This is a genomic window from Streptomyces sp. NPDC050145 (assembly GCF_044460245.1).
Lineage (GTDB): Bacteria > Actinomycetota > Actinomycetes > Streptomycetales > Streptomycetaceae > Streptomyces.
Genome location: NZ_JBITJS010000004.1, coordinates 17,476 through 38,876 on the forward strand (window position 1 = coordinate 17,476; position 21,401 = coordinate 38,876).

Annotated in this window: 12 protein-coding genes; 6 read left to right on the plus strand and 6 right to left on the minus strand. The window is 72.2% G+C overall.

What is annotated here, in order from left to right:
• The first annotated feature begins 180 nt into the window (after positions 1–180).
• On the plus strand, positions 181–3,030 hold the full coding sequence (gene secA, locus ACIBTU_RS09425) for a preprotein translocase subunit SecA (RefSeq protein WP_399125401.1): 2,850 nt from the start codon (positions 181–183) through the stop codon (positions 3,028–3,030).
• A 76-nt stretch (positions 3,031–3,106) separates the two neighbouring features.
• On the opposite strand, the gene ACIBTU_RS09430 is transcribed toward secA, so the two are convergent.
• On the minus strand, positions 3,107–3,721 hold the full coding sequence (locus tag ACIBTU_RS09430) for an ATP-dependent endonuclease (protein WP_399125783.1): 615 nt from the start codon (positions 3,719–3,721) through the stop codon (positions 3,107–3,109).
• A 687-nt stretch (positions 3,722–4,408) separates the two neighbouring features.
• Positions 4,409–4,831 (minus strand): Rv3235 family protein, encoded by a 423-nt coding sequence (locus ACIBTU_RS09435; RefSeq protein WP_399125402.1) that lies wholly within the window; start codon positions 4,829–4,831, stop codon positions 4,409–4,411.
• A 318-nt stretch (positions 4,832–5,149) separates the two neighbouring features.
• On the opposite strand from ACIBTU_RS09435, the gene ACIBTU_RS09440 reads away from it, so the two are divergent.
• The 5 genes from ACIBTU_RS09440 (at position 5,150) to ACIBTU_RS09460 (ending at position 15,478) form a co-directional block, all read left to right on the plus strand.
• Positions 5,150–5,665, plus strand: a complete 516-nt coding sequence (locus ACIBTU_RS09440; protein ID WP_399125403.1) for a DUF6912 family protein — start codon at positions 5,150–5,152, stop codon at positions 5,663–5,665.
• Positions 5,666–5,685: 20 nt separating this feature from the next.
• Positions 5,686–6,357 carry an HAD family hydrolase gene (locus tag ACIBTU_RS09445; RefSeq protein ID WP_399125404.1) on the plus strand — a complete coding sequence of 224 codons (672 nt, stop codon included), beginning with the start codon at positions 5,686–5,688 and terminating at the stop codon, positions 6,355–6,357.
• Positions 6,358–6,472: 115 nt separating this feature from the next.
• Positions 6,473–8,767, plus strand: a complete 2,295-nt coding sequence (locus tag ACIBTU_RS09450) for an ATP-binding protein (RefSeq protein ID WP_399125405.1) — start codon at positions 6,473–6,475, stop codon at positions 8,765–8,767.
• 799 nt (positions 8,768–9,566) lie between these two features.
• On the plus strand, positions 9,567–14,513 hold the full coding sequence (locus ACIBTU_RS09455) for an NAD-glutamate dehydrogenase (RefSeq protein WP_399125406.1): 4,947 nt from the start codon (positions 9,567–9,569) through the stop codon (positions 14,511–14,513).
• Positions 14,514–14,680: 167 nt separating this feature from the next.
• On the plus strand, positions 14,681–15,478 hold the full coding sequence (locus ACIBTU_RS09460; protein ID WP_399125407.1) for a polyprenol monophosphomannose synthase: 798 nt from the start codon (positions 14,681–14,683) through the stop codon (positions 15,476–15,478).
• Between the two features lie 19 nt (positions 15,479–15,497).
• Here ACIBTU_RS09460 and ACIBTU_RS09465 read toward each other — a convergent pair whose 3' ends face one another.
• The 4 genes from ACIBTU_RS09465 to ACIBTU_RS09480 form a co-directional block, all read right to left on the minus strand.
• Entirely contained in the window at positions 15,498–17,156 is a 1,659-nt protein-coding gene (locus ACIBTU_RS09465; RefSeq protein WP_399125408.1) for a glycosyltransferase family 2 protein, read from the minus strand.
• Positions 17,143–19,380 (minus strand): CDP-glycerol glycerophosphotransferase family protein, encoded by a 2,238-nt coding sequence (locus ACIBTU_RS09470; RefSeq protein WP_399125409.1) that lies wholly within the window; start codon positions 19,378–19,380, stop codon positions 17,143–17,145. The genes ACIBTU_RS09465 and ACIBTU_RS09470 overlap by 14 nt, the downstream gene beginning before the upstream one ends.
• Before the next feature lie 127 nt (positions 19,381–19,507).
• Positions 19,508–20,353 carry an ABC transporter ATP-binding protein gene (locus ACIBTU_RS09475; protein WP_399125410.1) on the minus strand — a complete coding sequence of 282 codons (846 nt, stop codon included), beginning with the start codon at positions 20,351–20,353 and terminating at the stop codon, positions 19,508–19,510.
• Positions 20,346–21,275, minus strand: coding sequence for an ABC transporter permease (locus ACIBTU_RS09480; RefSeq protein ID WP_399125411.1), 930 nt, complete (start codon positions 21,273–21,275; stop codon positions 20,346–20,348). The genes ACIBTU_RS09475 and ACIBTU_RS09480 overlap by 8 nt, the downstream gene beginning before the upstream one ends.
• Positions 21,276–21,401: the final 126 nt, after the last annotated feature.

Here is a 21,401-nt window from a genome sequence, read left to right on the forward strand (position 1 = left end):
GCGGACGGCCGATGTCACCAGTTTTCCTGCCGCGTACCGGCACCTTCCGAGCCGCCCGTCCGTTGGACCTGATGGCAGACCTCCCGGCGCGGTGGGGTCCTCGCATACGATGGCCGTTGCTCAGGCTGTCGCCTGGGTAACCGACCGTGCCAGGCCCGACCGGCAAGGAGACCAACCCCCGTGTCCGTCCTCTCGAAGATCATGCGTGCAGGCGAAGGCAAGATCCTGCGCAAGCTGCACCGCATCGCGGACCAGGTGAACTCCATCGAAGAGGACTTCGTGGGCCTCACCGACGCCGAGCTGAGGGGCCTCACCGACGAGTACAAGCAGCGGTACGCCGACGGCGAGAGCCTCGACGACCTGCTGCCCGAGGCGTTCGCCACCGTCCGTGAGGCCGCCAAGCGCGTGCTCGGCCAGCGTCACTACGACGTCCAGATGATGGGCGGCGCCGCCCTCCACCTCGGTTACGTCGCGGAGATGAAGACCGGTGAGGGCAAGACCCTGGTCGGCACGCTGCCCGCGTACCTGAACGCGCTGTCCGGCGAGGGCGTCCACCTGATCACGGTGAACGACTACCTGGCCGAGCGCGACTCCGAGATGATGGGCCGCGTCCACAAGTTCCTGGGCCTGAGCGTCGGCTGCATCCTGGCGAACATGACGCCGGCCCAGCGCCGCGAGCAGTACGCCTGCGACATCACGTACGGCACGAACAACGAGTTCGGCTTCGACTACCTGCGCGACAACATGGCGTGGTCCCAGGAAGAGCTCGTCCAGCGCGGCCACAACTTCGCGATCGTCGACGAGGTCGACTCGATCCTCGTCGACGAGGCCCGTACGCCGCTGATCATCTCCGGCCCCGCCGACCAGGCCACCAAGTGGTACGGCGACTTCTCGAAGCTCGTCACGCGCCTGAAGAAGGGCGAGGCGGGCAACCCGCTGAAGGGTATCGAGGAGACCGGCGACTACGAGGTCGACGAGAAGAAGCGCACCGTCGCCATCCACGAGTCCGGCGTGAGCAAGGTCGAGGACTGGCTGGGCATCGACAACCTGTACGAGTCGGTGAACACGCCGCTGGTGGGCTACCTGAACAACGCCATCAAGGCCAAGGAGCTCTTCAAGAAGGACAAGGACTACGTCGTCATGGACGGCGAAGTCATGATCGTCGACGAGCACACCGGCCGTATCCTCGCCGGCCGCCGCTACAACGAGGGCATGCACCAGGCGATCGAGGCGAAGGAAGGGGTGGACATCAAGGACGAGAACCAGACGCTCGCCACGATCACCCTCCAGAACTTCTTCCGCCTCTACAAGCGGCACGACCACGAGGGCAAGGAAGTCCCCGGGCTGTCCGGCATGACCGGTACGGCGATGACCGAGGCCGCCGAGTTCCACCAGATCTACAAGCTCGGCGTCGTACCGATCCCGACGAACAAGCCGATGCAGCGCAAGGACCAGGCCGACCTGATCTACCGCACCGAGGTCGCCAAGTTCGACGCGGTCGTCGACGACATCGCGGAGAAGCACGAGAAGGGCCAGCCGATCCTCGTCGGTACGACGTCGGTCGAGAAGTCCGAGTACCTCTCGCAGCAGCTCAGCAAGCGCGGCATCCAGCACGAGGTGCTCAACGCGAAGCAGCACGACCGCGAGGCCGTGATCGTCGCGCAGGCGGGCCGCAAGGGCGCCGTCACCGTCGCGACGAACATGGCGGGCCGCGGCACCGATATCAAGCTCGGCGGCAACCCGGACGACCTCGCCGAGGCCGAGCTGCGCCAGGCGGGTCTGGACCCGGTCGAGCACGTCGAGGAGTGGGCGGCCGCGCTGCCCGCCGCCCTCGAGCGCGCCGAGCACGCCGTCAAGGCGGAGTTCGAGGAGGTCAAGAGCCTCGGTGGGCTCTACGTCCTCGGTACCGAGCGCCACGAGTCGCGCCGTATCGACAACCAGCTGCGCGGTCGAAGCGGCCGTCAGGGCGACCCCGGCGAGTCCCGCTTCTACCTGTCGCTCGGTGACGACCTGATGCGCCTGTTCAAGGCCCAGATGGTCGAGCGCGTGATGTCGATGGCCAACGTGCCGGACGACGTCCCGATCGAGAACAAGATGGTCACCCGCGCCATCGCCTCCGCCCAGTCGCAGGTCGAGACCCAGAACTTCGAGACGCGTAAGAACGTCCTGAAGTACGACGAGGTCCTCAACCGCCAGCGCGAGGTCATCTACGGCGAGCGCCGCCGCGTCCTGGAGGGCGAGGACCTGCACGAGCAGGTGCAGCACTTCATGGACGACACGATCGACGCCTACATCGGCGCCGAGACGGCGGAGGGCTTCGCCGAGGAGTGGGACCTCGACCGGCTGTGGGGCGCCTTCAAGCAGCTCTACCCGCTCGAGGTGTCGGTCGAGGAGCTGGAGGACGAGGCGGGGGACCGTGCCGGCCTCACCGCCGAGTTCATCGGCGAGGCCGTCAAGGACGACATCCACGCCCAGTACGAGGCCCGCGAGGAGCAGCTCGGCTCCGAGATCATGCGTGAGCTGGAGCGCCGGGTCGTGCTGAGCGTGCTCGACCGCAAGTGGCGTGAGCACCTCTACGAGATGGACTACCTCCAGGAGGGCATCGGCCTGCGGGCCATGGCGCAGAAGGACCCGCTGGTCGAGTACCAGCGCGAGGGCTTCGACATGTTCACCGCCATGATGGAGGGCATCAAGGAGGAGTCCGTCGGCTACCTGTTCAACCTGGAGGTCCAGGTCGAGCAGCAGGTCGAGGAGGTGCCGGTCGAGGACGCGGCGCCCACCTCCCTGGAGAAGTCCCCGGAGGACACGGTTCCGGCGCAGGCCGGGGCGTCCCGTCCGGAGATCCGCGCCAAGGGCCTCGACGCGCCGCAGCGCCCGGACCGCCTGCACTTCCAGGCGCCGAACGCGGAGGGTGGCGTCGACGAGGGCGACTTCGTGACCGAGGGCGGCCCGACCCGCTCCGAGGCCGACGGTCTGACCCGCGCGGAGCGCCGCAAGCAGCAGAAGGGCCGCAGCCGCCGCAAGAAGTAGCGGTACGCAGCGGTACGGGAAGGGGCCGGACACCTGGTGTCCGGCCCCTTCCGCATGCCCCCGGCGGGTGTCAGCGTCACAGAGTGGCGAGCAGGGACTCCAGCGGGGCCGGTACGCGGGCGGAGGGCAGGGCCTCGGTCAGGACGCGGCCGTAGCGGATCTTGCGGCCGCTGGTGGTGCCGAGGAAGCGGCGCAGTTGCTGGGCGGCGGTGCGGTCCTGCTGGGCGGGCTGGCGCTGGAAGGTCTGCAGGGAGCGCAGCTCGCCCTCGTCGCGGACGAGCTCCTCGACGCGCGGGACGCCGAGGGCGCGGATCAGTTCCTCCTCCAGGTCTGCCGCGCACACGTAGAACTCCTGCTCCTGCCCGGTGACGCCGGCCCGCTCCAGGCCGCGCTCGTAGAAGCCGCGCTCGGCCTCGTCGCACAGGCCGGTCAGGCGCAGGCCGAGGCCGTCGGGGCCGAGCAGGGCGGCGAACCGGGCGATGCTCATGGCTCCGCCCATGGGGAGGACGCAGACGCCCTCGGCGGCGAGGTCCCGGCAGTGGCGTTCGGCGAGGGCGTCTACGGCTGCGGCGTCGCTGGGGCCCTCCAGGAGGACGGCGGTGCGGACGGAGAGTTGTGCGGCGAGGGTGCGGGCCCGGTCGCCGGGGCCGCCGGCCGCCCATGCGATGACCGCCTCTCGGAACGCGGCCATTTCCGCCGCCGCGCCCCGCCCCTCCAGATCCTTCGCCGCGTCCGCCGGGTCCGCCGTCTTCGCCGCATCTGTCGTCATGACACGAGTCTGCGTCTTGGGTGGGCGGGGCGACAGCGGATTTCTGGGGCGGGTCTGGTGGGGCGGGGCCTGTTTCGGCGGCGCCGCAGCGGGCCTTTATGAAGCGCGCGTCCGGCGTCGGGGTGCCGCCCGCCGTAGGGGCCGGTGATCGTCGCCGGGTGCGCCGCCGTCGTGGCTGATCGCGCAGTTCCCCGCGCCCCTGACGGGGCGCATCCGGCCCGGCGCCCGGTCCGGTCGGCCCGGCTCCGGGACCCGGGCCGCCCCAGGCGGCCGGAATGCGCACCCGGGGCTGTGCTTGCGGCCCAGGGCCAGGGCGACTGGGAGGTGTACCCGGCGCCGGGGTGTTGCCTGAGGCTCGGCGCCGGGCTGACGGCCCCTGGAGGGGGCGGGTGGGTGGGAGAGGGGCTCGGGCAAGGGGAGGGTGAGGCTGGGTGGCTGGGTGCGCGTCCGGCGCCGGGGTGTGGCCGCCGTAGGGGCTGGTGATCGTCGCCGGGTGTGGCGCCGTCGTGGCTGAGCGCGCAGTTCCCCGCGCCCCTGACGGGGCGCAAACCGCCCGGCACGGTCCAGCCGGCCCAGCGTCGGGCCGACGGCCCCTGGACGGGGTGGGGGCTAGTCGTCGTGGGGGCGGGGTGGGCGGCCGTCTAGTTCTACGGCTGTGCAGCGCCAGCGCAGCGACTCGTCGCGGACCAGGCGGAAGGCCAGGGCGTGGAGGCGGGGGCCGGAGGTGATGCGGGCGAAGACCTCGTAGGAGCCGGGGGACGGTTCGAAGTGGCCGATGCGGTGGATGCGGGGGCGGGCCGGGCCCAGGGAGCGGCGGTCGGCGAGCCAGAGGAGGTCCTCGTAGGCCTGGTGGACGGTGTGGCGGGCGACCCAGTGCAGCGGCTTCTGGCCGCTGAGCACGAGCACGAGGCGCTCGGTGAACAGTTCCGTCGGGTGCGGCGGAGCCTGCGGCGCGATGCGGCCGGGGCCGGGGCGCCTGCTGTCGCGCCGGGCGGGCGGCCGCGTGGTCCGTCGGGGACCTCGCCTGGTCATCACCTTCTGCACAGCGACCTCCGGATACCAATCAGTAACTTAGTGGTGGTGATCTTGTACGAGGCGGAGGTGCGGCCCCGCAAGGGCCGCCGGGCGGTGCCGGGGAGGGCGGGCCGATTCGCTCATCCGGGTGGCTCGGGGCGGCGGCGGACCCCGCGGCGCGGGCCCGCACGGAGTGAAGCGGTCGTGCCTGGCTGACGCGGGCCGAGGAGGCGGGCGGCGGCCCGAAAGGGGACGCGCCCCGGTGCGAGGAGGACGGGTCCCCGTATCCTGAAGGACTCCGGATCGCGGAGGCCCCGACGACGAAAGCGGCCCGTCATGCGCGTGTACGTACCCCTGTCCCTGCCTCGACTCGCGGCGGCGTACAAGGCGGGCGAGCTGGGCCCCGCGCCGCTGACCGCCTTCGCCGTGACGCCCGCGCTGCGCGAGTGGTACCTCTCCGACGACATCGAGGAGCTGGAGTACGCCGCGCTGAACCGGGCCGCGCTCGCCTCGCTGCGGATGCTCGCCGGTGAGCCGGACGCCGCCCGGCGCCGTGTCGTGGTCGCCGTCGACGTGGCGGACGGCGCGGCCGTGGCCGACCCCGACCGGGGCCTCGACCCGGCCTCGCTCGGCGAGGTGTCCGTACGGGACGTCGTGCGGCTGGCCAAGGCGGCGGCCGTGCACGTGGACGCCGACGACGCGGAGAAGGACGTCACCGCCGCGGCGGCCGCGCTGGGCGCCGCCGACCACGGGGACGACGACGCGCAGTTCGTGGTGGACGGGGCCGAGGACCACGAGCTGCTCTGGTTCGCGACGCAGGAGATTCCGAACCTGATCGGCCTCGGCGACTGAGCGGAAGGTACGTTCGGGGGATGGGGAAGCACACCGCCGCGCACATCGTCTGGGACTGGAACGGCACGCTGTTCCACGACACCGAAGCCGTCATAGGGGCCACGAACGCCGCCTTCGAGGAGATCGGGCTCGAACCGATCACGCTGGAGAAGTACCGGGCGCTGTACTGCGTACCCGTCCCCAAGTTCTACGAGCGGCTGCTGGGCCGGCTGCCCACCGAGGACGAGTGGCTCCTCATGGACTCGACCTTCCACCGGCACTACACGCACCACGCGGGCGACTGCCGGCTCACCGACGGCGCCGAGGACCTGCTCGCCGGCTGGCAGGGCGCGGGCCGCAGCCAGTCCATCCTGAGCATGTACGACCACGACCGGCTGGTGCCGCTGGTGCGGGGCTTCGGGATCACCGACCGGTTCCTGCGCGTCGACGGCCGCACCGGCCCCTCGGGCGGCAGCAAGGCCGAGTACATGGTGCGGCACCTGGGCACCCTCGACGGGGTCGCGCCGGAGCGCACCGTCGTCATCGGGGACGCGGCCGACGACGCGGTCGCCGCGCTGCACGCGGGCGCGCAGGCCGTGCTCTACACGGGCGGCTCGCACAGCAGGGCCAGCCTGGAGGGCGCGGGCGTACCCGTCGTGGACTCGCTCGCCGAGGCCGTGCGCGAGGCGGAGCGGATCGCCGAAGCCGCCTGAATCTCTCCTTCCGCCGGGCCCGGTGTTTTGGGCCGAGTCCGTTCACGCTCCGCGCCCGGCTGCGTACGCTGGGGTGGTACGGCCGTACGGCAGCCACGACGGGGGGACGCGAACCATGGGTTTCGGCTTCGGGCAGCGGCGGGGCGGACAACTTCCCGCCGAGGTCACGACGTTCGTGGGGCGTGCCGACGAACTGGCTCAGGTGCGGGGCGCGTTCGACCGGGCCCGGCTCGTCACGCTGGTCGGGCCCGGCGGGGTCGGCAAGAGCCGTACCGCGCTGCGGGCCGCGGCGGGGCTCGCCAAGCGGTTCCCCGACGGGGTGTGGCTCGTCGAGCTGAGCGCGCTGCGCGACCCCGAGCTGATCCCGGCGACGCTCGCCGCCGTGCTCGAACTCCCGGACCAGGCAGGCATGGAGCCGCTCGACGCGGTCGTCGCGCACCTCCAGGGGCGGCGGCTGCTGATCGTCCTCGACACCTGCGAGCACCTCGTCGACGCCTGCGCCATGCTCACCGACGTGCTGCTGCGCGAGGCGGCCGGCGTGAGCGTCCTCGCGACCAGCCGGCAGCCGCTCGACGTGCCGGGCGAGCACTGCTGCCCGGTCGCGCCGCTGAGCGCCGAGGACGCGCTCGAGCTGTTCGTGCAGCGGGCCGCCGCCGTCGTGCCCGGCTTCACGGTGACCGACGCCAACCGGGAGCAGCTCACCGCGCTCGCCGGCCGCCTCGACGGGATCCCGCTCGCGCTGGAGCTCGCGGCGGTGCGGCTGCGGGCCGTGCCCCTGGAGCAGCTCGTGGAGCGGCTCGGGCACCGCTTCGAGGTGCTGACCGGAGGGCGCCGCACCGCGCTGACCCGGCACCAGACGCTGCGCACCGCCATCGGCTGGTCCCACGAGCTGTGCACGCCCCAGGAGCGGCTGCTGTGGGCGCGCCTGTCGGTGTTCGCCGGGTCCTTCGAGCTGTCGGCCGCGGAGACCGTGTGCGCGGGCGGCGAGCTGCCGCCCGGCGCGGTCCTGGAACACCTCATCGGGCTCGTCGACAAGTCGGTCGTGCAGCGCATCGGGGAGGACGGCGGCCGGTACCGGCTGCTCGACACGATCCGCGAGTACGGCGCCGAGTGGCTGGAGGAGTCCGGGCAGGCGGCCGCCGCGCGCGGGCGGCACTTCGCGTACTACCGGGAGCTCGGCCGGCGCTTCTGGGACGAGTTCCTCACCGCCGCGCAGCCGGGGCACCACCGGGTGCTGCGGGCCGAGAGCGCCGATCTGCGGGCCGCGCTCGAGCACGCGTACGGGAGCGGGGATCCGGAGACCGTCGCGCAGGGCCTGTGGCTGGCGGCGCAGCTCGGGCCGTTCTGGCGGGCGGCCGGGGTGCTCGCCGAGGGCCGGTACTGGATCGACAAGGGGCTCGGGCTGCTCGGCGAGGTGGGCGGGGAGCAGGCGTGGGGCCGGTTCATGGTCGCCCTGTTCTCGGTGTGGACCGGGGACCTGCCCGGCGCCCTGGAGCTGTTCCACCGGGCGATCGCGGTGGCGCGGCAGGCGCGGGAGGGCCGGGTCGAGCTGTTCTGCGAGGCGTACCTGGGCGGGCTCGGGGCGCTGTGCGGGGAGCCGGACGGGCTCGCGGCGCTGGAGGACGCGCGGCAGCGGATCGTGGCGCGGGGCGACGGGCTCGGCACGGGTGTCGTGCACTACGAGGGCGCGCTGCTGCTCGGGGTGCTCGGGGACACGGACGGCGCGCTCGAGCTGTGCCGGACCGGGCTCGCGTTCCTGGAGGGCACCGGGGAGCGGCAGCTGTACGGGTCCACGCTCATGGTGCAGGGGGTGATCCTGTGGCTCGCCGGGGAGCGGGACGACGCCGTCGAGGTGCTGCGCCGGGCGCTGGAGGCCGCCGCCGAGGTCGAGGAGGTGCTCGTCGCGGCGATCTGCTGCCTCGCGCTCGGGTGGGCGGCGGCGCGGGAGAAGCGGTTCGTGCGGGCGGCGTGGCTGCTCGGGTACGCGGAGAACGCGCGGCGGTTGTCGGGGGACCCCATCGGCATGCTGCCCTCGCTCTTCGAGGAGCAGGAGGCGGTGCGGGGGGCTGTGCGGGAGGCGCTGGGGGAGGACGGGTTCCGGCGGTGGCACGAGGTGGGGGCGCGGCTTTCCGGGGACCGGGTGCTGGAGGCGGTGCGGGCGGACATGGAGGTTCCGGCGCCGGCGCCGGCCGTGCCCGGGGCTCGGCGGAGTGGGGTCGAGGCGCTGACCCGCAGGGAGCGGGAGGTTGCCGCGCTGGTGGTGGAGGGGTTGTCGAACCGGGAGATCGCGGAGCGGCTGGTGATCTCGAAGCGGACCGCTGACGCGCATGTGGAGCATATTTTGGCGAAGCTCGGGGTGGGGTCGCGGACGGAGGTTTCGCTGGCGGCGGCTTCTACCGTGGCGGGTTGATCGTTCGTTGCCGGGTGCGGCCCCGGTGGGGGCTGGTCGCGCAGTTCCCCGCGCCCCTGAGGAGCACGCTTCGCGCGCCCCCAGGGGCCTGTCGCGTCCCGCGGTGGAGCCGCTGAGCAGCGGGATAGGTATACGGAGGGAGCCTCCCCTCGGGGAACTGGGTATACGGGTGTTCCCAGGTACCGATGTGCGGGTGGGGCGGTACCCAGGAGGATCAGGGGGTGTCGGTCTCCGGAGGAGGTCGCGGCGGGGGGTCGGGCAGTAACGGTCAACTCCCCCACGCTGTCGTGGCGACAGCCCCGCCGTGGTGCCCGGAGCGTGGCATCGCGGTGGCTGCCCTCGTCGGCGGGGCAGCCACCACCCACCCCCCCTGCAGGTGACCCGCCCGGACCCCGCGGGTCACCCCTTCGGACGCCCCCAGCACACTCCGCCGCTCAGCGATCTGTGCAGAGTGTCAAAGTTCGCCCCCCGGTTTTGTACACATACGGCTCATGACGGGCCCCGGGGGCGGGGAGATAGCCTTGACCCGTGATCAGCGCGATATCTCGCGGGGGCATCGTCGCCCCCTGCCCGCGCCGGGAGACCACGGTTCGTCATGCCGACCGTGCCCGGCGCTCAGCCGCTGATCGTTTCCCGCGGCCGGTCGGTGCGCCGAAAATGGCTCATATCCGTTCGCTCTTCTCCCATTCCGGCATAACGTCGACGTACAGCGGACACCCCGCGTCGTCTCGTTGTGCCGATCGTTTTTTCTCGAACACGTCTACGTCACGCAACGGCGCGCGACAGGAGCCAGAGGACAATGCAGACCAAGCTGGACGAAGCCAAGGCCGAGCTGCTCGAACGGGCCGCCCGGGTAGCTGAGAACAGCCCGGCAGGGGGGCATCTCCCGGCTGGGCAGACGGGCGAGGGCACGCCGGACAGCGACACCGTGCTCACGTTCCTCCAGCGCTACTACCTGCACACCGCGCCCGAGGACCTCACCGACCGTGACCCGGTCGACGTGTTCGGTGCCGCCTACTCGCACTACCGGCTCGCCGAGAACCGTCCGCAGGGCACCGCCAACGTCAGGGTCCACACCCCGACCGTCGAGGAGAACGGCTGGACGAGCAGCCACTCCGTCGTCGAGGTCGTCACCGACGACATGCCCTTCCTCGTGGACTCGGTCACCAACGAGCTGTCGCGGCAGGGACGCGGGATCCACGTCGTCATCCACCCGCAGGTCGTCGTGCGGCGTGACGTGACGGGCAAGCTCCTGGAGGTGCTGCCGGACGGCGCCACCGCCGACGGCCACGACGTGCTCACCGAGTCGTGGATCCACGTCGAGATGGACCGCGAGACGGACCGTGCCGACCTCAAGCAGATCACCGCCGATCTGCTGCGCGTCCTGTCCGACGTGCGCGAGTGCGTCGAGGACTGGGAGAAGATGCGCGACGCCGCGCTGCGCATCGCCGACGAGCTGCCCTCCGAGCCCACCGCGGGCGACCTGGACGAGTCGGAGGTCGAGGAGGCCCGCGAGCTGCTGCGCTGGCTGTCCGCCGACCACTTCACCTTCCTCGGCTTCCGCGAGTACGTCCTGACCGAGGACGACTCCCTGGCCGCCGTGCCCGGCACCGGCCTCGGCATCCTGCGCTCCGACCCGCCGCACGGCACCGACGACCACCACCCGGTCTCGCCGTCGTTCAGCCGGCTGCCCGCCGACGCCCGCGCCAAGGCCCGCGAGCACAAGCTGCTCGTCCTCACCAAGGCCAACAGCCGCGCCACCGTGCACCGCCCGAGCTACCTCGACTACGTCGGCGTGAAGAAGTTCGACGCCGAGGGCAACGTGATCGGCGAGCGCCGCTTCCTCGGTCTGTTCTCCTCGGCCGCGTACACCGAGAGCGTGCGCCGCGTCCCCGTCGTGCGCCGCAAGGTCGCCGAGGTCCTCAAGGGCGCCGGCTTCACGCCCAACAGCCACGACGGCCGCGACCTGCTCCAGATCCTGGAGACGTACCCGCGCGACGAGCTGTTCCAGACCCCGCCGGACGAGCTGCGCTCCATCGTCACCTCCGTCCTGTACCTGCAGGAGCGGCGCCGGCTGCGCCTGTACCTGCGCCAGGACGAGTACGGGCGCTACTACTCGGCGCTCGTCTACCTGCCGCGCGACCGCTACACCACGGGCGTCCGGCTGCGGATCATCGACATCCTCAAGGAGGAGCTCGGCGGCACCAGCGTCGACTTCACCGCCTGGAACACCGAGTCGATCCTGTCCCGGCTGCACTTCGTCGTCCGCGTCGCGCCCGGCACCGAGCTGCCGCAGCTGTCCGACGCCGACAAGGACCGCATCGAGGCCCGGCTCGTGGAGGCCGCCCGCTCCTGGGCCGACGGCTTCGGCGAGGCGCTGAACGCCGAGTGCGGCGAGGAGCGCGCCGCCGAGCTGCTGCGCCAGTACGGCCACGCCTTCCCCGAGGGCTACAAGGCCGACCACACGCCGCGCGCCGCCGTCGCCGACCTGGTCCACCTGGAGGCCTTCGCCCGCAGCGGCAAGGACTTCGCGCTCTCCCTGTACGAGCCCGTGGGCGCCGCCCCCGGCGAGCGCCGCTTCAAGATCTACCGCACCGGCGCGCCCGTCTCCCTGTCGGCCGTCCTCCCGGTGCTCCAGCGCCTGGGCGTCGAGGTCACCGACGAGCGCCCGTACGAGCTGCGCTGCGCGGACCGGACGACGGCGTGGATCTACGACTTCGGCCTGCGCCTGCCCAAGCAGGGCAACGGCAACGGGGACGACCTCGGCGCCGACGGCCGTGAGCGCTTCCAGGAGGCGTTCGCCGCCACCTGGACCGGCGCCGCGGAGAACGACGGCTTCAACGCCCTCGTGCTCGGCGCCGGGCTCACCTGGCGCCAGGCCATGGTGCTGCGCGCGTACGCCAAGTACCTGCGCCAGGCCGGCTCCACGTTCAGCCAGGACTACATGGAGGACACCCTCCGCAACAACGTCCACACCACGCGCCTGCTGGTGAGCCTCTTCGAGGCGCGGATGTCGCCGGACCGGCAGAGCGCCGGCACCGAGCTGATCGACGGGATCCTCGAGGAGCTCGACGGCGCGCTCGACCAGGTCGCCTCGCTCGACGAGGACCGCATCCTGCGGTCCTTCCTCACGGTCATCAAGGCGACCCTGCGGACCAACTTCTTCCAGAGCGCCGGTACCGACGCGCGCGAGCCGTACCGCCCGCACGCCTACGTCTCCATGAAGCTCGACCCGCAGGCCATCCCCGACCTGCCCGAGCCGCGCCCCGCCTACGAGATCTGGGTGTACTCGCCCCGCGTCGAGGGCGTCCACCTGCGCTTCGGCAAGGTCGCGCGCGGCGGTCTGCGCTGGTCCGACCGGCGTGAGGACTTCCGTACGGAGATCCTCGGCCTGGTCAAGGCGCAGATGGTGAAGAACACCGTCATCGTGCCCGTCGGCGCCAAGGGCGGCTTCGTCGCCAAGCAGCTGCCCGACCCGTCGGTGGACCGCGACGCCTGGATGGCCGAGGGCATCGCCTCGTACAAGACGTTCATCTCGGCGCTGCTCGACATCACCGACAACCTGGTCGGCGGCGAGGTCGTGCCGCCCGTCGGCGTCGTGCGCCACGACGGTGACGACACCTACCTGGTGGTCGCGGCCGACAAGGGCACCGCGAAGTTCTCCGACATCGCCAACGAGGTCGCCGAGGACTACGGCTTCTGGCTGGGCGACGCGTTCGCCTCCGGCGGCTCGGCCGGCTACGACCACAAGGGCATGGGCATCACCGCCCGCGGCGCCTGGGAGTCCGTCAAGCGGCACTTCCGGGAGCTGGGCGTCGACACCCAGTCCGAGGACTTCACGGTCGTCGGCGTCGGCGACATGTCCGGTGACGTGTTCGGCAACGGCATGCTGCTCAGCGAGCACATCCGCCTCGTCGCCGCGTTCGACCACCGACACATCTTCATCGACCCGAACCCGGACGCGGCCACCTCGTACGCCGAGCGCCGCCGCATGTTCGACCTCCCGCGCTCCAGCTGGGAGGACTACGACAAGGAGCTGATCTCCGCCGGCGGTGGCGTCTTCCCGCGCTCCGCCAAGGCGATCCAGCTCAATGCGCACATCCGCGAGGCCCTCGGCATCGAGTCCGGCCAGGCCAAGATGACCCCGGCCGAGCTGATGAAGGCCATCCTCCAGGCCCCCGTGGACCTGCTGTGGAACGGCGGCATCGGCACGTACGTGAAGTCGTCCGTCGAGTCGAACAGCGACGTGGGCGACAAGGCCAACGACTCGATCCGCGTCGACGGCCAGGACGTGCGCGCCCAGGTCATCGGCGAGGGCGGCAACCTCGGCGCGACCCAGCTGGGCCGCATCGAGTTCGCCCGCAAGGGCGGCCGGGTCAACACCGACGCGATCGACAACAGCGCCGGTGTGAACACCTCGGACCTCGAGGTCAACATCAAGATCCTGCTCAACCGTCTGGTCCTCGACGGCGACATGACCGTCAAGCAGCGCAACAAGCTGCTCGCGGCCATGACCGACGAGGTCGGCGACCTGGTCCTGCGCAACAACTACGCGCAGAACACGGCGCTCGGCAACGCCGAGGCGCAGGCCCCGTCCCTGCTCCACGCCCACCAGCGCTTCATGCGCCGGCTCGGCAAGCAGGGCCACCTGGACCGCTCGCTGGAGTTCCTGCCGAACGACCGGCAGATCAAGGAGCTCCTCAACGGCGGCCGCGGCCTGACCCAGCCCGAGCTGGCCGTCCTGCTCGCGTACACGAAGATCACGGCGTCGGACGAGCTCATCCAGACCTCGCTGCCCGACGACCCGTACCTGGCCCGTCTGCTGCACGCCTACTTCCCGCAGGCGCTGCGCGACAAGTACCTGGACGCGATCGACGGCCACGCGCTGCGCCGCGAGATCATCACCACGGTGCTGGTCAACGACACGGTGAACACGGGCGGCTCGACCTTCCTGCACCGGCTGCGCGAGGAGACCGGCGCGTCCCTGGAGGAGATCGTCCGGGCGCAGCTCGCGGCCCGCGAGATCTTCGGCCTGAGCGACGTGTGGGACGCGGTCGAGGCGCTCGACAATGTCGTCGCCGCCGACGTCCAGACCCGGATCCGACTGCACTCGCGCCGGCTCGTCGAGCGCGGCACGCGCTGGCTGCTCAACAACCGGCCGCAGCCGCTCCAGCTCGCCGAGACGATCGACTTCTTCAAGGAGCGGGTCACCGAGGTCTGGGCGGCCATGCCGAAGATGCTGCGCGGCGCCGACGCCGAGTGGTACCAGGGGATCGTCGACGAGCTGACCGGCGCCGGGGTGCCGGAGGAGCTGGCCCAGCGGGTCGCCGGGTTCTCCTCCGCGTTCCCGACGCTGGACATCGTGCAGATCGGCGACCGCATGGGCAAGGACGCGCTCGCCGTCGCCGAGGTCTACTACGACCTGGCCGACCGCCTCAGCATCACGCAGCTGATGGACCGCATCATCGAGCTGCCGCGGGCCGACCGCTGGCAGTCGATGGCCCGCGCGTCGATCCGTGAGGACCTGTACGCGGCGCACGCCGCCCTGACGGCCGACGTGCTGGCCGTCGGGAACGGGTCCTCGACGCCGGAGCAGCGGTTCAAGGCCTGGGAGGAGAAGAACGCGGCGATCCTGGGCCGCGCGCGCACCACCCTGGAGGAGATCCAGGGCTCGGACGCCTTCGACCTGGCGAACCTGTCGGTCGCGATGCGGACGATGCGCACGCTGCTGCGTTCGCACTCGTAGTCGCCGGGATGTAGTCGCCGGAATGCAGTGGTCGAGGGGCGCCTTCGGGCGCCCCTCGGTCGTTCTTCCTACCGGATTCTTGTGTTCTCAATGAGTGTCCCGACGGCCCGGGCTGTGTTTCGGTGGTACCGATGAGGTGACCGAGCACGCCGACCTGGGAGAGCCCGATGCCGTCGAAGCAGATCCGGCCGGACGCGACGCCGGCCGCACGAGCGGTCGCACTGCCCGACGACTGGGCCGCGACCCCGCTCACCGTCGTCATGCCGACGTACAACGAGGCGGGCAACCTGCCCGGCATGGCCGAGGCGCTGATGGCGCTGCCGCTGCCGGGGCTGCGGCTCCTCGTCGTCGACGACTCCAGCCCGGACGGCACCGGCGACCTCGCCGAGGAGTACGCGGGCCGCTTCGGCGCCGACCGGATGGCCGTGCTGCACCGGGCCGGCAAGGAAGGGCTCGGCCGCGCCTACGCGGCGGGCATGGCGCGGGCCGTCGCGGACGGCGCCCGCTACGTCCTGCAGATGGACGCCGACGGCAGCCACCCCGTCGCGAAGGTCCCGCAGCTGCTCGGGGTCGCCCTGTCGACCGGCGCGGGCGTCACCATCGGCAGCCGCTACGTGCAGGGCGGCAGCCTGTCCGAGGCCTGGGGCGCGCACCGCAAGCTGCTGTCGCGCTGGGCGAACGCGTACGCGGGCACGATCCTCGGCACCCGCGTCCGGGACATCACGGGCGGCTTCAACCTGTGGCGCGAGGACGCCCTGCGCGCCATCGACCTGGCCTCCGTGGACAGCGCCGGCTACAGCTTCCAGGTCGAGATGAAGTACCGGGCGCTGCGCCGCGGCCAGGGGATCATCGAGGTGCCGATCCACTTCGAGGACCGTACGGTCGGCGAGTCGAAGATGAACCTGATGGTGCAGCTGGAGTCGGTGGCGATGCCCTGGCGGCTGCGGGCGCGCTCGCGCCGCTGACCTCAGGGACCCGGCGCGTTCAGCGGATCATCCGGGCCAGGCGCCGCAGCCGGCGCACCGCCGGGGTCCGGGCCGCGCGGTGCACGGGCGGGCCGACGCGGGTGGCGAGGGGCCCGAGCGGCTCCCAGCGCAGTTGCAGCCGCCCTGCGCCCTTGCCCTCCGGTTCGACGGTGACCCGGTGCCGGTTCACGTGGGCGGTGCGGACGGGCAGGTCGAGCGGGGCGAGCAGCAGCCCGGTGTTGCGCGCGCCGTCCGGAGCGGTCAGCTGGAGCAGGGGGTGCCGGGTCCCCGCGAAGCCGAGCCGGGGCAGGACGAGCGCCGCGAGGTCGAGCCGGACCCGGCCCTCGAAGACGCCCGGCCGCACCGGGTCGAGCCGGAACCGCAGGGTCGCGCGCCGGCGGCCCGGGGTGAGCAGCAGCGCGGCCGGCTGCGGGCCCACGGACAGCCGGCGGCCGGGGTCGTAGGTGCGCACGCGCAGATCCAGCGCGGCCGGGCCGGGCCCCCGCTCGACGGACAGGAGCTCGTGCCGGAACTGGGCCCGCCGGAACGGCCGGGTGTCCAGCTCCAGGTCGGCGAGGGAGAGTTCGCGGCGGGCCCACGCGGTGTCCGGGACCCGGTCGCCCCAGTACGGGGTCCCGGCCGCGTCCAGGGCCGTCGTGCGCGGGGCGACCGCGTGGCCGAGGCCGCGCGCCGCGAGCCGGGCCTCGGGCAGGCGCAGGTCGCGCACGAGCTGGAGGACGACGCGTTCGTCGCGCGGCAGGCGGGCGTAGGCGGCGGGGGAGAGCCGGTCGAGGTACGGGTTCACGACGGCCGCGAACTCGGCGAGCCAGGCGTCGTCCCGGTGCGGCAGGTCGCCCGCGTACATCCGGAAGTCGTGCTTGAGGAACTTGTGGTCCTTGGCCTCGCGCAGCGCGTCGCCGCGGCCGCTCTCGGCGAGGAAGGCGTCGATGAGCTCCTGCACGTGGACGCGGTCGCGGACGTTGTCGAGCAGGTGCCGCTGGTTGGATATGGAGGCCGTGCCCCCGGCCGCGTACGGGTGGATGTACCAGCGGTAGACGGTCTCGGGGACGATCGTGAACGCCTTCGCGAGGCAGTAGGCCTGCGCCGAGAACAGCTGGTCCTCGTAGTGGATGCCCTCGGGGAAGCGCAGGCCGTGGCGGTCGAGGAAGGCGCGGGCGTACATCTTGCTCGTCGACAGGTGCTCGAAGAGCAGGTCGGGTTCGTGCTCCACGCCCTCGACGGTGCGGCGCTCGGCGACGAGGTGCGGCATCCAGCGCGAGGTGCGTCCGGTGTCGACGCGGACCCGCTCGACCGCGCCCATCGCGAAGTCGAGGCCGGGGTGCTCGCGGTGCGCGGCGAGCAGGAACTCGACGGCGCGGGGCGGCAGTTCGTCGTCGCTGTCGAGGAACATCAGGTACGGGGCGCGGGCGAGGTCGAGGGCGCGGTTGCGCGGGACGCCGCAGCCGCCGCTGTTCTCCGGCAGCCGGAGATAGGTGATGCGGGGGTCGGCGGCCGCCAACTCCCTGGCTATGTCCGGGGTGTTGTCCGTCGAGTGGTCGTCGCTGATGACGATCTCGATGTTCGGGTGGGACTGGGCCTGGAGGGAGGCGACGGCGCGGGGGAGGCGCGCGGCGTCGTCGTAGGTGATGACGGTGACCGTGACGTCAGGTGTGTCCATGGGCGTCCGCCTCCTCGGGGGTGGGGGCCACGGTGCGGGACTCCAGGGGCAGCACCGGTGGCAGCGCCTCCTCGGGCTCGCCGAGGAAGACCCGGCGCACGACGCGCTCGGCGGCCCGCCCGTCGTCGAACTCGCAGAAGCGGCGCCGGAAGCGGTCCCGGGCCGCCGCCGACTCCCGGTCGCGCCAGGCGTCGGTGACGAGGATCTCCGTCAACTCGTCCTGGGTGCGGGCGACATGGCCCGGCGGCTCGGCCGTCAGGTCGAAGTAGACGCCGCGGGTCGTCGCGTACGTCTCCCAGTCGTCGGCGTAACTGACGATCGGGCGGTCCAGGTTGGCGTAGTCGAACATGATCGACGAGTAGTCCGTGATCAGGGCGTCCGCGGCGAGCGCGAGCTCCTCCACCGGGTCGTACGCGCAGACGTCGACGATCCGGCCGGTGCGGCGCAGCCCGGCGAGCGGGGACGCGGCGCCGCCGTAGAAGTAGTGGCCGCGCACGAGCAGGACGGTGTCCTCGCCGAGGCGCTCGGCGAGCGCGGCGAAGTCCAGGCGCGGGGTCCAGCGGGCCTCGTAGTCGCGGTGGGTCGGCGCGTACAGGAGGGCGCGGCGGCCGGGGGCGATGCCGAGGCGGGCGCGGACGGCGCGGACGTCGGCGGCCGTCGCCCGGTGGTAGACGTCGTTGCGCGGATAGCCGTGGTCCAGGGAGACGTAGTGCGACGGGTAGGCGTGCTCCCACATGCGGGTGGAGTGGGAGTTGGCGCTGACGCTGTAGTCCCACTTGTCGACGCGGGACAGGAGCGCGTCGAAGTCGAGGCCGCGCGAGGCCGTGGGGTGATCGATCTGGTCGAGGCCCATCTTCTTCAGCGGGGTGCCGTGATGGGTCTGGAGGTGGATCGCGCCGGGCCTCTTGACCACCGCGCCGGGGAAGTTGACGTTGTTGACGAGGTACGCGGCGCGGGCCATGACCTCCCCGTAGCGGCGGGTGCCGGGCACGACGTGCTCGGTGCCGGGCGGCAGCAGCGGCTCGGTCGCGCGGGACACGACCCACACCGGGCGGATGTGCGGGGCGAGTTCGGCGAGCTTCGCGGCGATCGCGGCCGGGTTGCAGGCGACGCCGCGGTCCCAGTACGCGGAGAAGACGGCGAGCTCCGGATCGAGCGGGGTCTTCAGGGCGCGCCGGTAGTGCAGGTCGAGGAGGGTGCGGCCGGCCTTCCTGCGGCCGGTGCGGACGGCGGAGCGCAGGGCCCGCCGCCCGTGGCTCAGCTCCTGGAACGCGCGGTACTTCGCGTACGCGTCCTGTTCCAGGAGGCCGCGCCGTACGCCCTCGCGGCCCGGCGGACCGCGGTGGCCGGGGGGCTTCCAGCGCACGGCCGCCGCCGAGGCGCGGCGGAAGAACTCCCGGGCGACCACCTCCGGCAGCCCCTCGCGGGACACCACGCGCAGCGTCTCGGTGGCCATCAGGTCGTAGAGGACGGCGCGGGGCGCGGCCGCGGTGCCGTGCTCCCGCATCAGCTCCTGAAGGCGCTCGTACGCGTCGATCAGCTCGTACCGCCGCTCGGCCGGAACCGGCGGCAGGCTCTCGCGGCGCAGTTGCCGTACGTCGGTCAGGACGTGCTCGGTGCCGGCGATCCGGCGGGCGAGGACGAGGGCGGCGCGGGCCGCGTACATCGGGTCGGTGTCGGTGAGGTGCTTCTCGTGGGTGTGGTGGAAGGCCGTGCGCAGGACGCGGTTGGCGAGCAGCGGGGTGACGCGCAGGAGGTTGCCGTGCTCGTCGAGGGGGCGGTCGTGGCGGCCGAAGCGGGCGAGGCGGCCCGCGTCGACGCCGGAGGTGCCGGGGCCGCGCCAGGTCGAGCGGACGTGGTCGCCGAGCACGACGTCGACCTCGGCGGGCAGTTCGGCGAGACGAGCGCGCAGGGCGGGCAGGGCGCCGGGGACGGGCCGGTCGGTGGCGGTCAGGCACCACAGCCAGGTGCCGGTGGCGCGGTGGGCGCCGGCCGCGCGGGCGGTGGCGGGCTCCGTGCCGGCGGGCAGGGTGAGGAGGGTGGTGCGCGGGACGCCGGTCAGGTGGTGTTCGGCCGTGTCCCGCGCCGGGGCGCCGACCGCCGCGACGATCAGCTCGGCGTCCTCGGGCAGCTGACCGGCGATGCCGTCCAGGCAGGGCCCGAGCAGGCCCTGCGTGTCGGGGCCGTGCACGACGACGCTGAGGGCGGGGCGGGTCTCCGTCATCTGCTGATCCCCCTGGCGGCCGCGCGGGGCGGCCGATCGTATATCGGCATCAAGTCAGACAAAGAGTATCTTTCGGGGCGGCGTGAGGCCCGTCGCCCCGGCCCGTCTCCCCAGCCTGTCGGGGCGGCTAGCCGGCCTTCGCGGGCTTCTTGGCCGGCGGCTTCGCGGGGCTCTTGGCGCCCGTGCCGCCCGTGAAGGCCTCGTACTCCTTGAGCACGTCCTCCGTGGGGCCGTCCATGCGCAGCTCGCCGCGCTCCAGCCAGAGCACGCGGTCGCAGGTGTCCCGGATCGACTTGTTGCTGTGGCTGACCAGGAAGACCGTGCCGGCGTGCTTGCGCAGCTCGCGGATCCGCTGCTCGGAGCGCTTCTGGAAGGAACGGTCGCCGGTCGCGAGCGCCTCGTCGATCAGCAGCACGTCGTGGTCCTTGGCGGCGGCGATCGAGAAGCGGAGCCGGGCCGCCATGCCGGAGGAGTACGTGCGCATCGGCAGGGTGATGAAGTCGCCCTTCTCGTTGATGCCGGAGAAGTCGACGATCTCGTCGTAACGGTCGCGGACCTGCTCGCGGCTCATGCCCATGGCGAGGCCGCCGAGCTTCACGTTCCGCTCGCCCGTGAGGTCGTTCATCAGGGCGGCGTTGACGCCGAGCAGGGAGGGCTGGCCGTCGGTGAAGATCCGCCCGTTCTCGACCGGGAGGAGCCCCGCGACGGCCTTGAGCAGGGTCGACTTGCCCGAGCCGTTCGTGCCGATGAGGCCGATGGCCTCGCCCCGGTACGCGGTGAACGACACGTTCCGCACGGCGTGCACCTTGCGCACGCCCGCGCGCCGCTCGGCCTTCTTCTTGCCGCCGACGATCCGGCTGAGCGCGGCGGTCGCGGAGCCGCGGCCGCCGCCGGTGCCGTGGACGCGGTAGACGATGTCGACGCCGTCGACGATGACGGTGGGGACGAGCTCCCCGGGGGTTGACTCAGCCACGGCCGTACGTCTCCTCTGCCTTCCAGAAGTAGATGAACCCGCCGATCCCCGCGACCAGCGCCCAGCCGATCGCCAACGGCCAGATGTGCGGAACCAGTTGGCTCTTGGTGAAGCTGTCGATCAGGGCGAAGCGCATCAGGTCGATGTAGACGGCCGCCGGGTTGATCTGGAGCAGCGTCATCACGAACGGCGGTACATCGCGGCCCGCCGTCAGGTGCGTCAGGCTCCACATCACGCCCGAGGTGTACATCCACGTCCGCAGCACGAACGGCATCAGCTGCGCGATGTCCGGCGTACGGGCCCCGAGCCGCGCCATGACCATCGCGAGCCCGGTGTTGAACACGAACTGGAGCGCCAGCGCCGGGACGGCGAGCACCCACGACGGGCGCGGCGGCACCCCGGCGCACAGCAGGATCACCACCAGCGCGCACATCGAGAACAGCAACTGCTGGAGCTGCTGGAGGCAGTACGAGATCGGCAGCGAGGCGCGCGGGAAGTGCAGGGCCCGTACGAGGCCGAGGCTCCCGGAGATCGCCTTCGTGCCCGCCATCACGGACGACTGCGTGAACGTCCACACGAACACGCCCGTGACCAGGAACGGGATGTAGTCCGGCACGTGCTTGCTGGTGCCGAGCAGCTTGCCGAAGATCAGGTAGTACACCGCCGCGTTCAGCAGCGGGGTGAGGACCTGCCAGACCTGGCCCAGCTTGGCCTGGCTGTACTGCGCGGTCAGCTTCGCCGTGGAGAAGGCGGTGATGAAGTGCCGCCGCTGCCACAGCTGCCGCACGTAGTCGGGCAGGGAGGGGCGGGCGCCGCTCACGGTCAGCCCGTAGCGGGCGGCCAGGGCCGCCGCGTCCTGCGCGGCGGGCTCGGTCGCGTCCGGGGTGTCGGGTGCGGGGTGCGTGTCGAGGACCTGGCTCACATCCGCTGCTTTCTTCGGTGCCCGCCGTCGCCGCCTGCTGTTCGCCTGGCGTTCACGTCGGGACGGTCCCGTATCGTCGTGACGTGAGAGTAGGCCCCCGCGACGTCGGAACGCAACCGTATCGTC

What these genes read in the sequence shown, in the direction of transcription:
- ACIBTU_RS09435 (WP_399125402.1), bottom strand. Translation starts at nt 4,831, where the DNA reads ATGACCAGGCGAGGTCCCCGACGGACCACGCGGCCGCCCGCCCGGCGC.
- ACIBTU_RS09465 (WP_399125408.1), bottom strand. Translation starts at nt 17,156, where the DNA reads ATGGACACACCTGACGTCACGGTCACCGTCATCACCTACGACGACGCC.
- ACIBTU_RS09440 (WP_399125403.1), top strand. Translation starts at nt 5,150, where the DNA reads ATGCGCGTGTACGTACCCCTGTCCCTGCCTCGACTCGCGGCGGCGTAC.
- ACIBTU_RS09450 (WP_399125405.1), top strand. Translation starts at nt 6,473, where the DNA reads ATGGGTTTCGGCTTCGGGCAGCGGCGGGGCGGACAACTTCCCGCCGAG.
- ACIBTU_RS09460 (WP_399125407.1), top strand. Translation starts at nt 14,681, where the DNA reads ATGCCGTCGAAGCAGATCCGGCCGGACGCGACGCCGGCCGCACGAGCG.
- ACIBTU_RS09445 (WP_399125404.1), top strand. Translation starts at nt 5,686, where the DNA reads ATGGGGAAGCACACCGCCGCGCACATCGTCTGGGACTGGAACGGCACG.
- ACIBTU_RS09470 (WP_399125409.1), bottom strand. Translation starts at nt 19,380, where the DNA reads ATGACGGAGACCCGCCCCGCCCTCAGCGTCGTCGTGCACGGCCCCGAC.
- ACIBTU_RS09455 (WP_399125406.1), top strand. Translation starts at nt 9,567, where the DNA reads ATGCAGACCAAGCTGGACGAAGCCAAGGCCGAGCTGCTCGAACGGGCC.
- ACIBTU_RS09430 (WP_399125783.1), bottom strand. Translation starts at nt 3,721, where the DNA reads ATGGCCGCGTTCCGAGAGGCGGTCATCGCATGGGCGGCCGGCGGCCCC.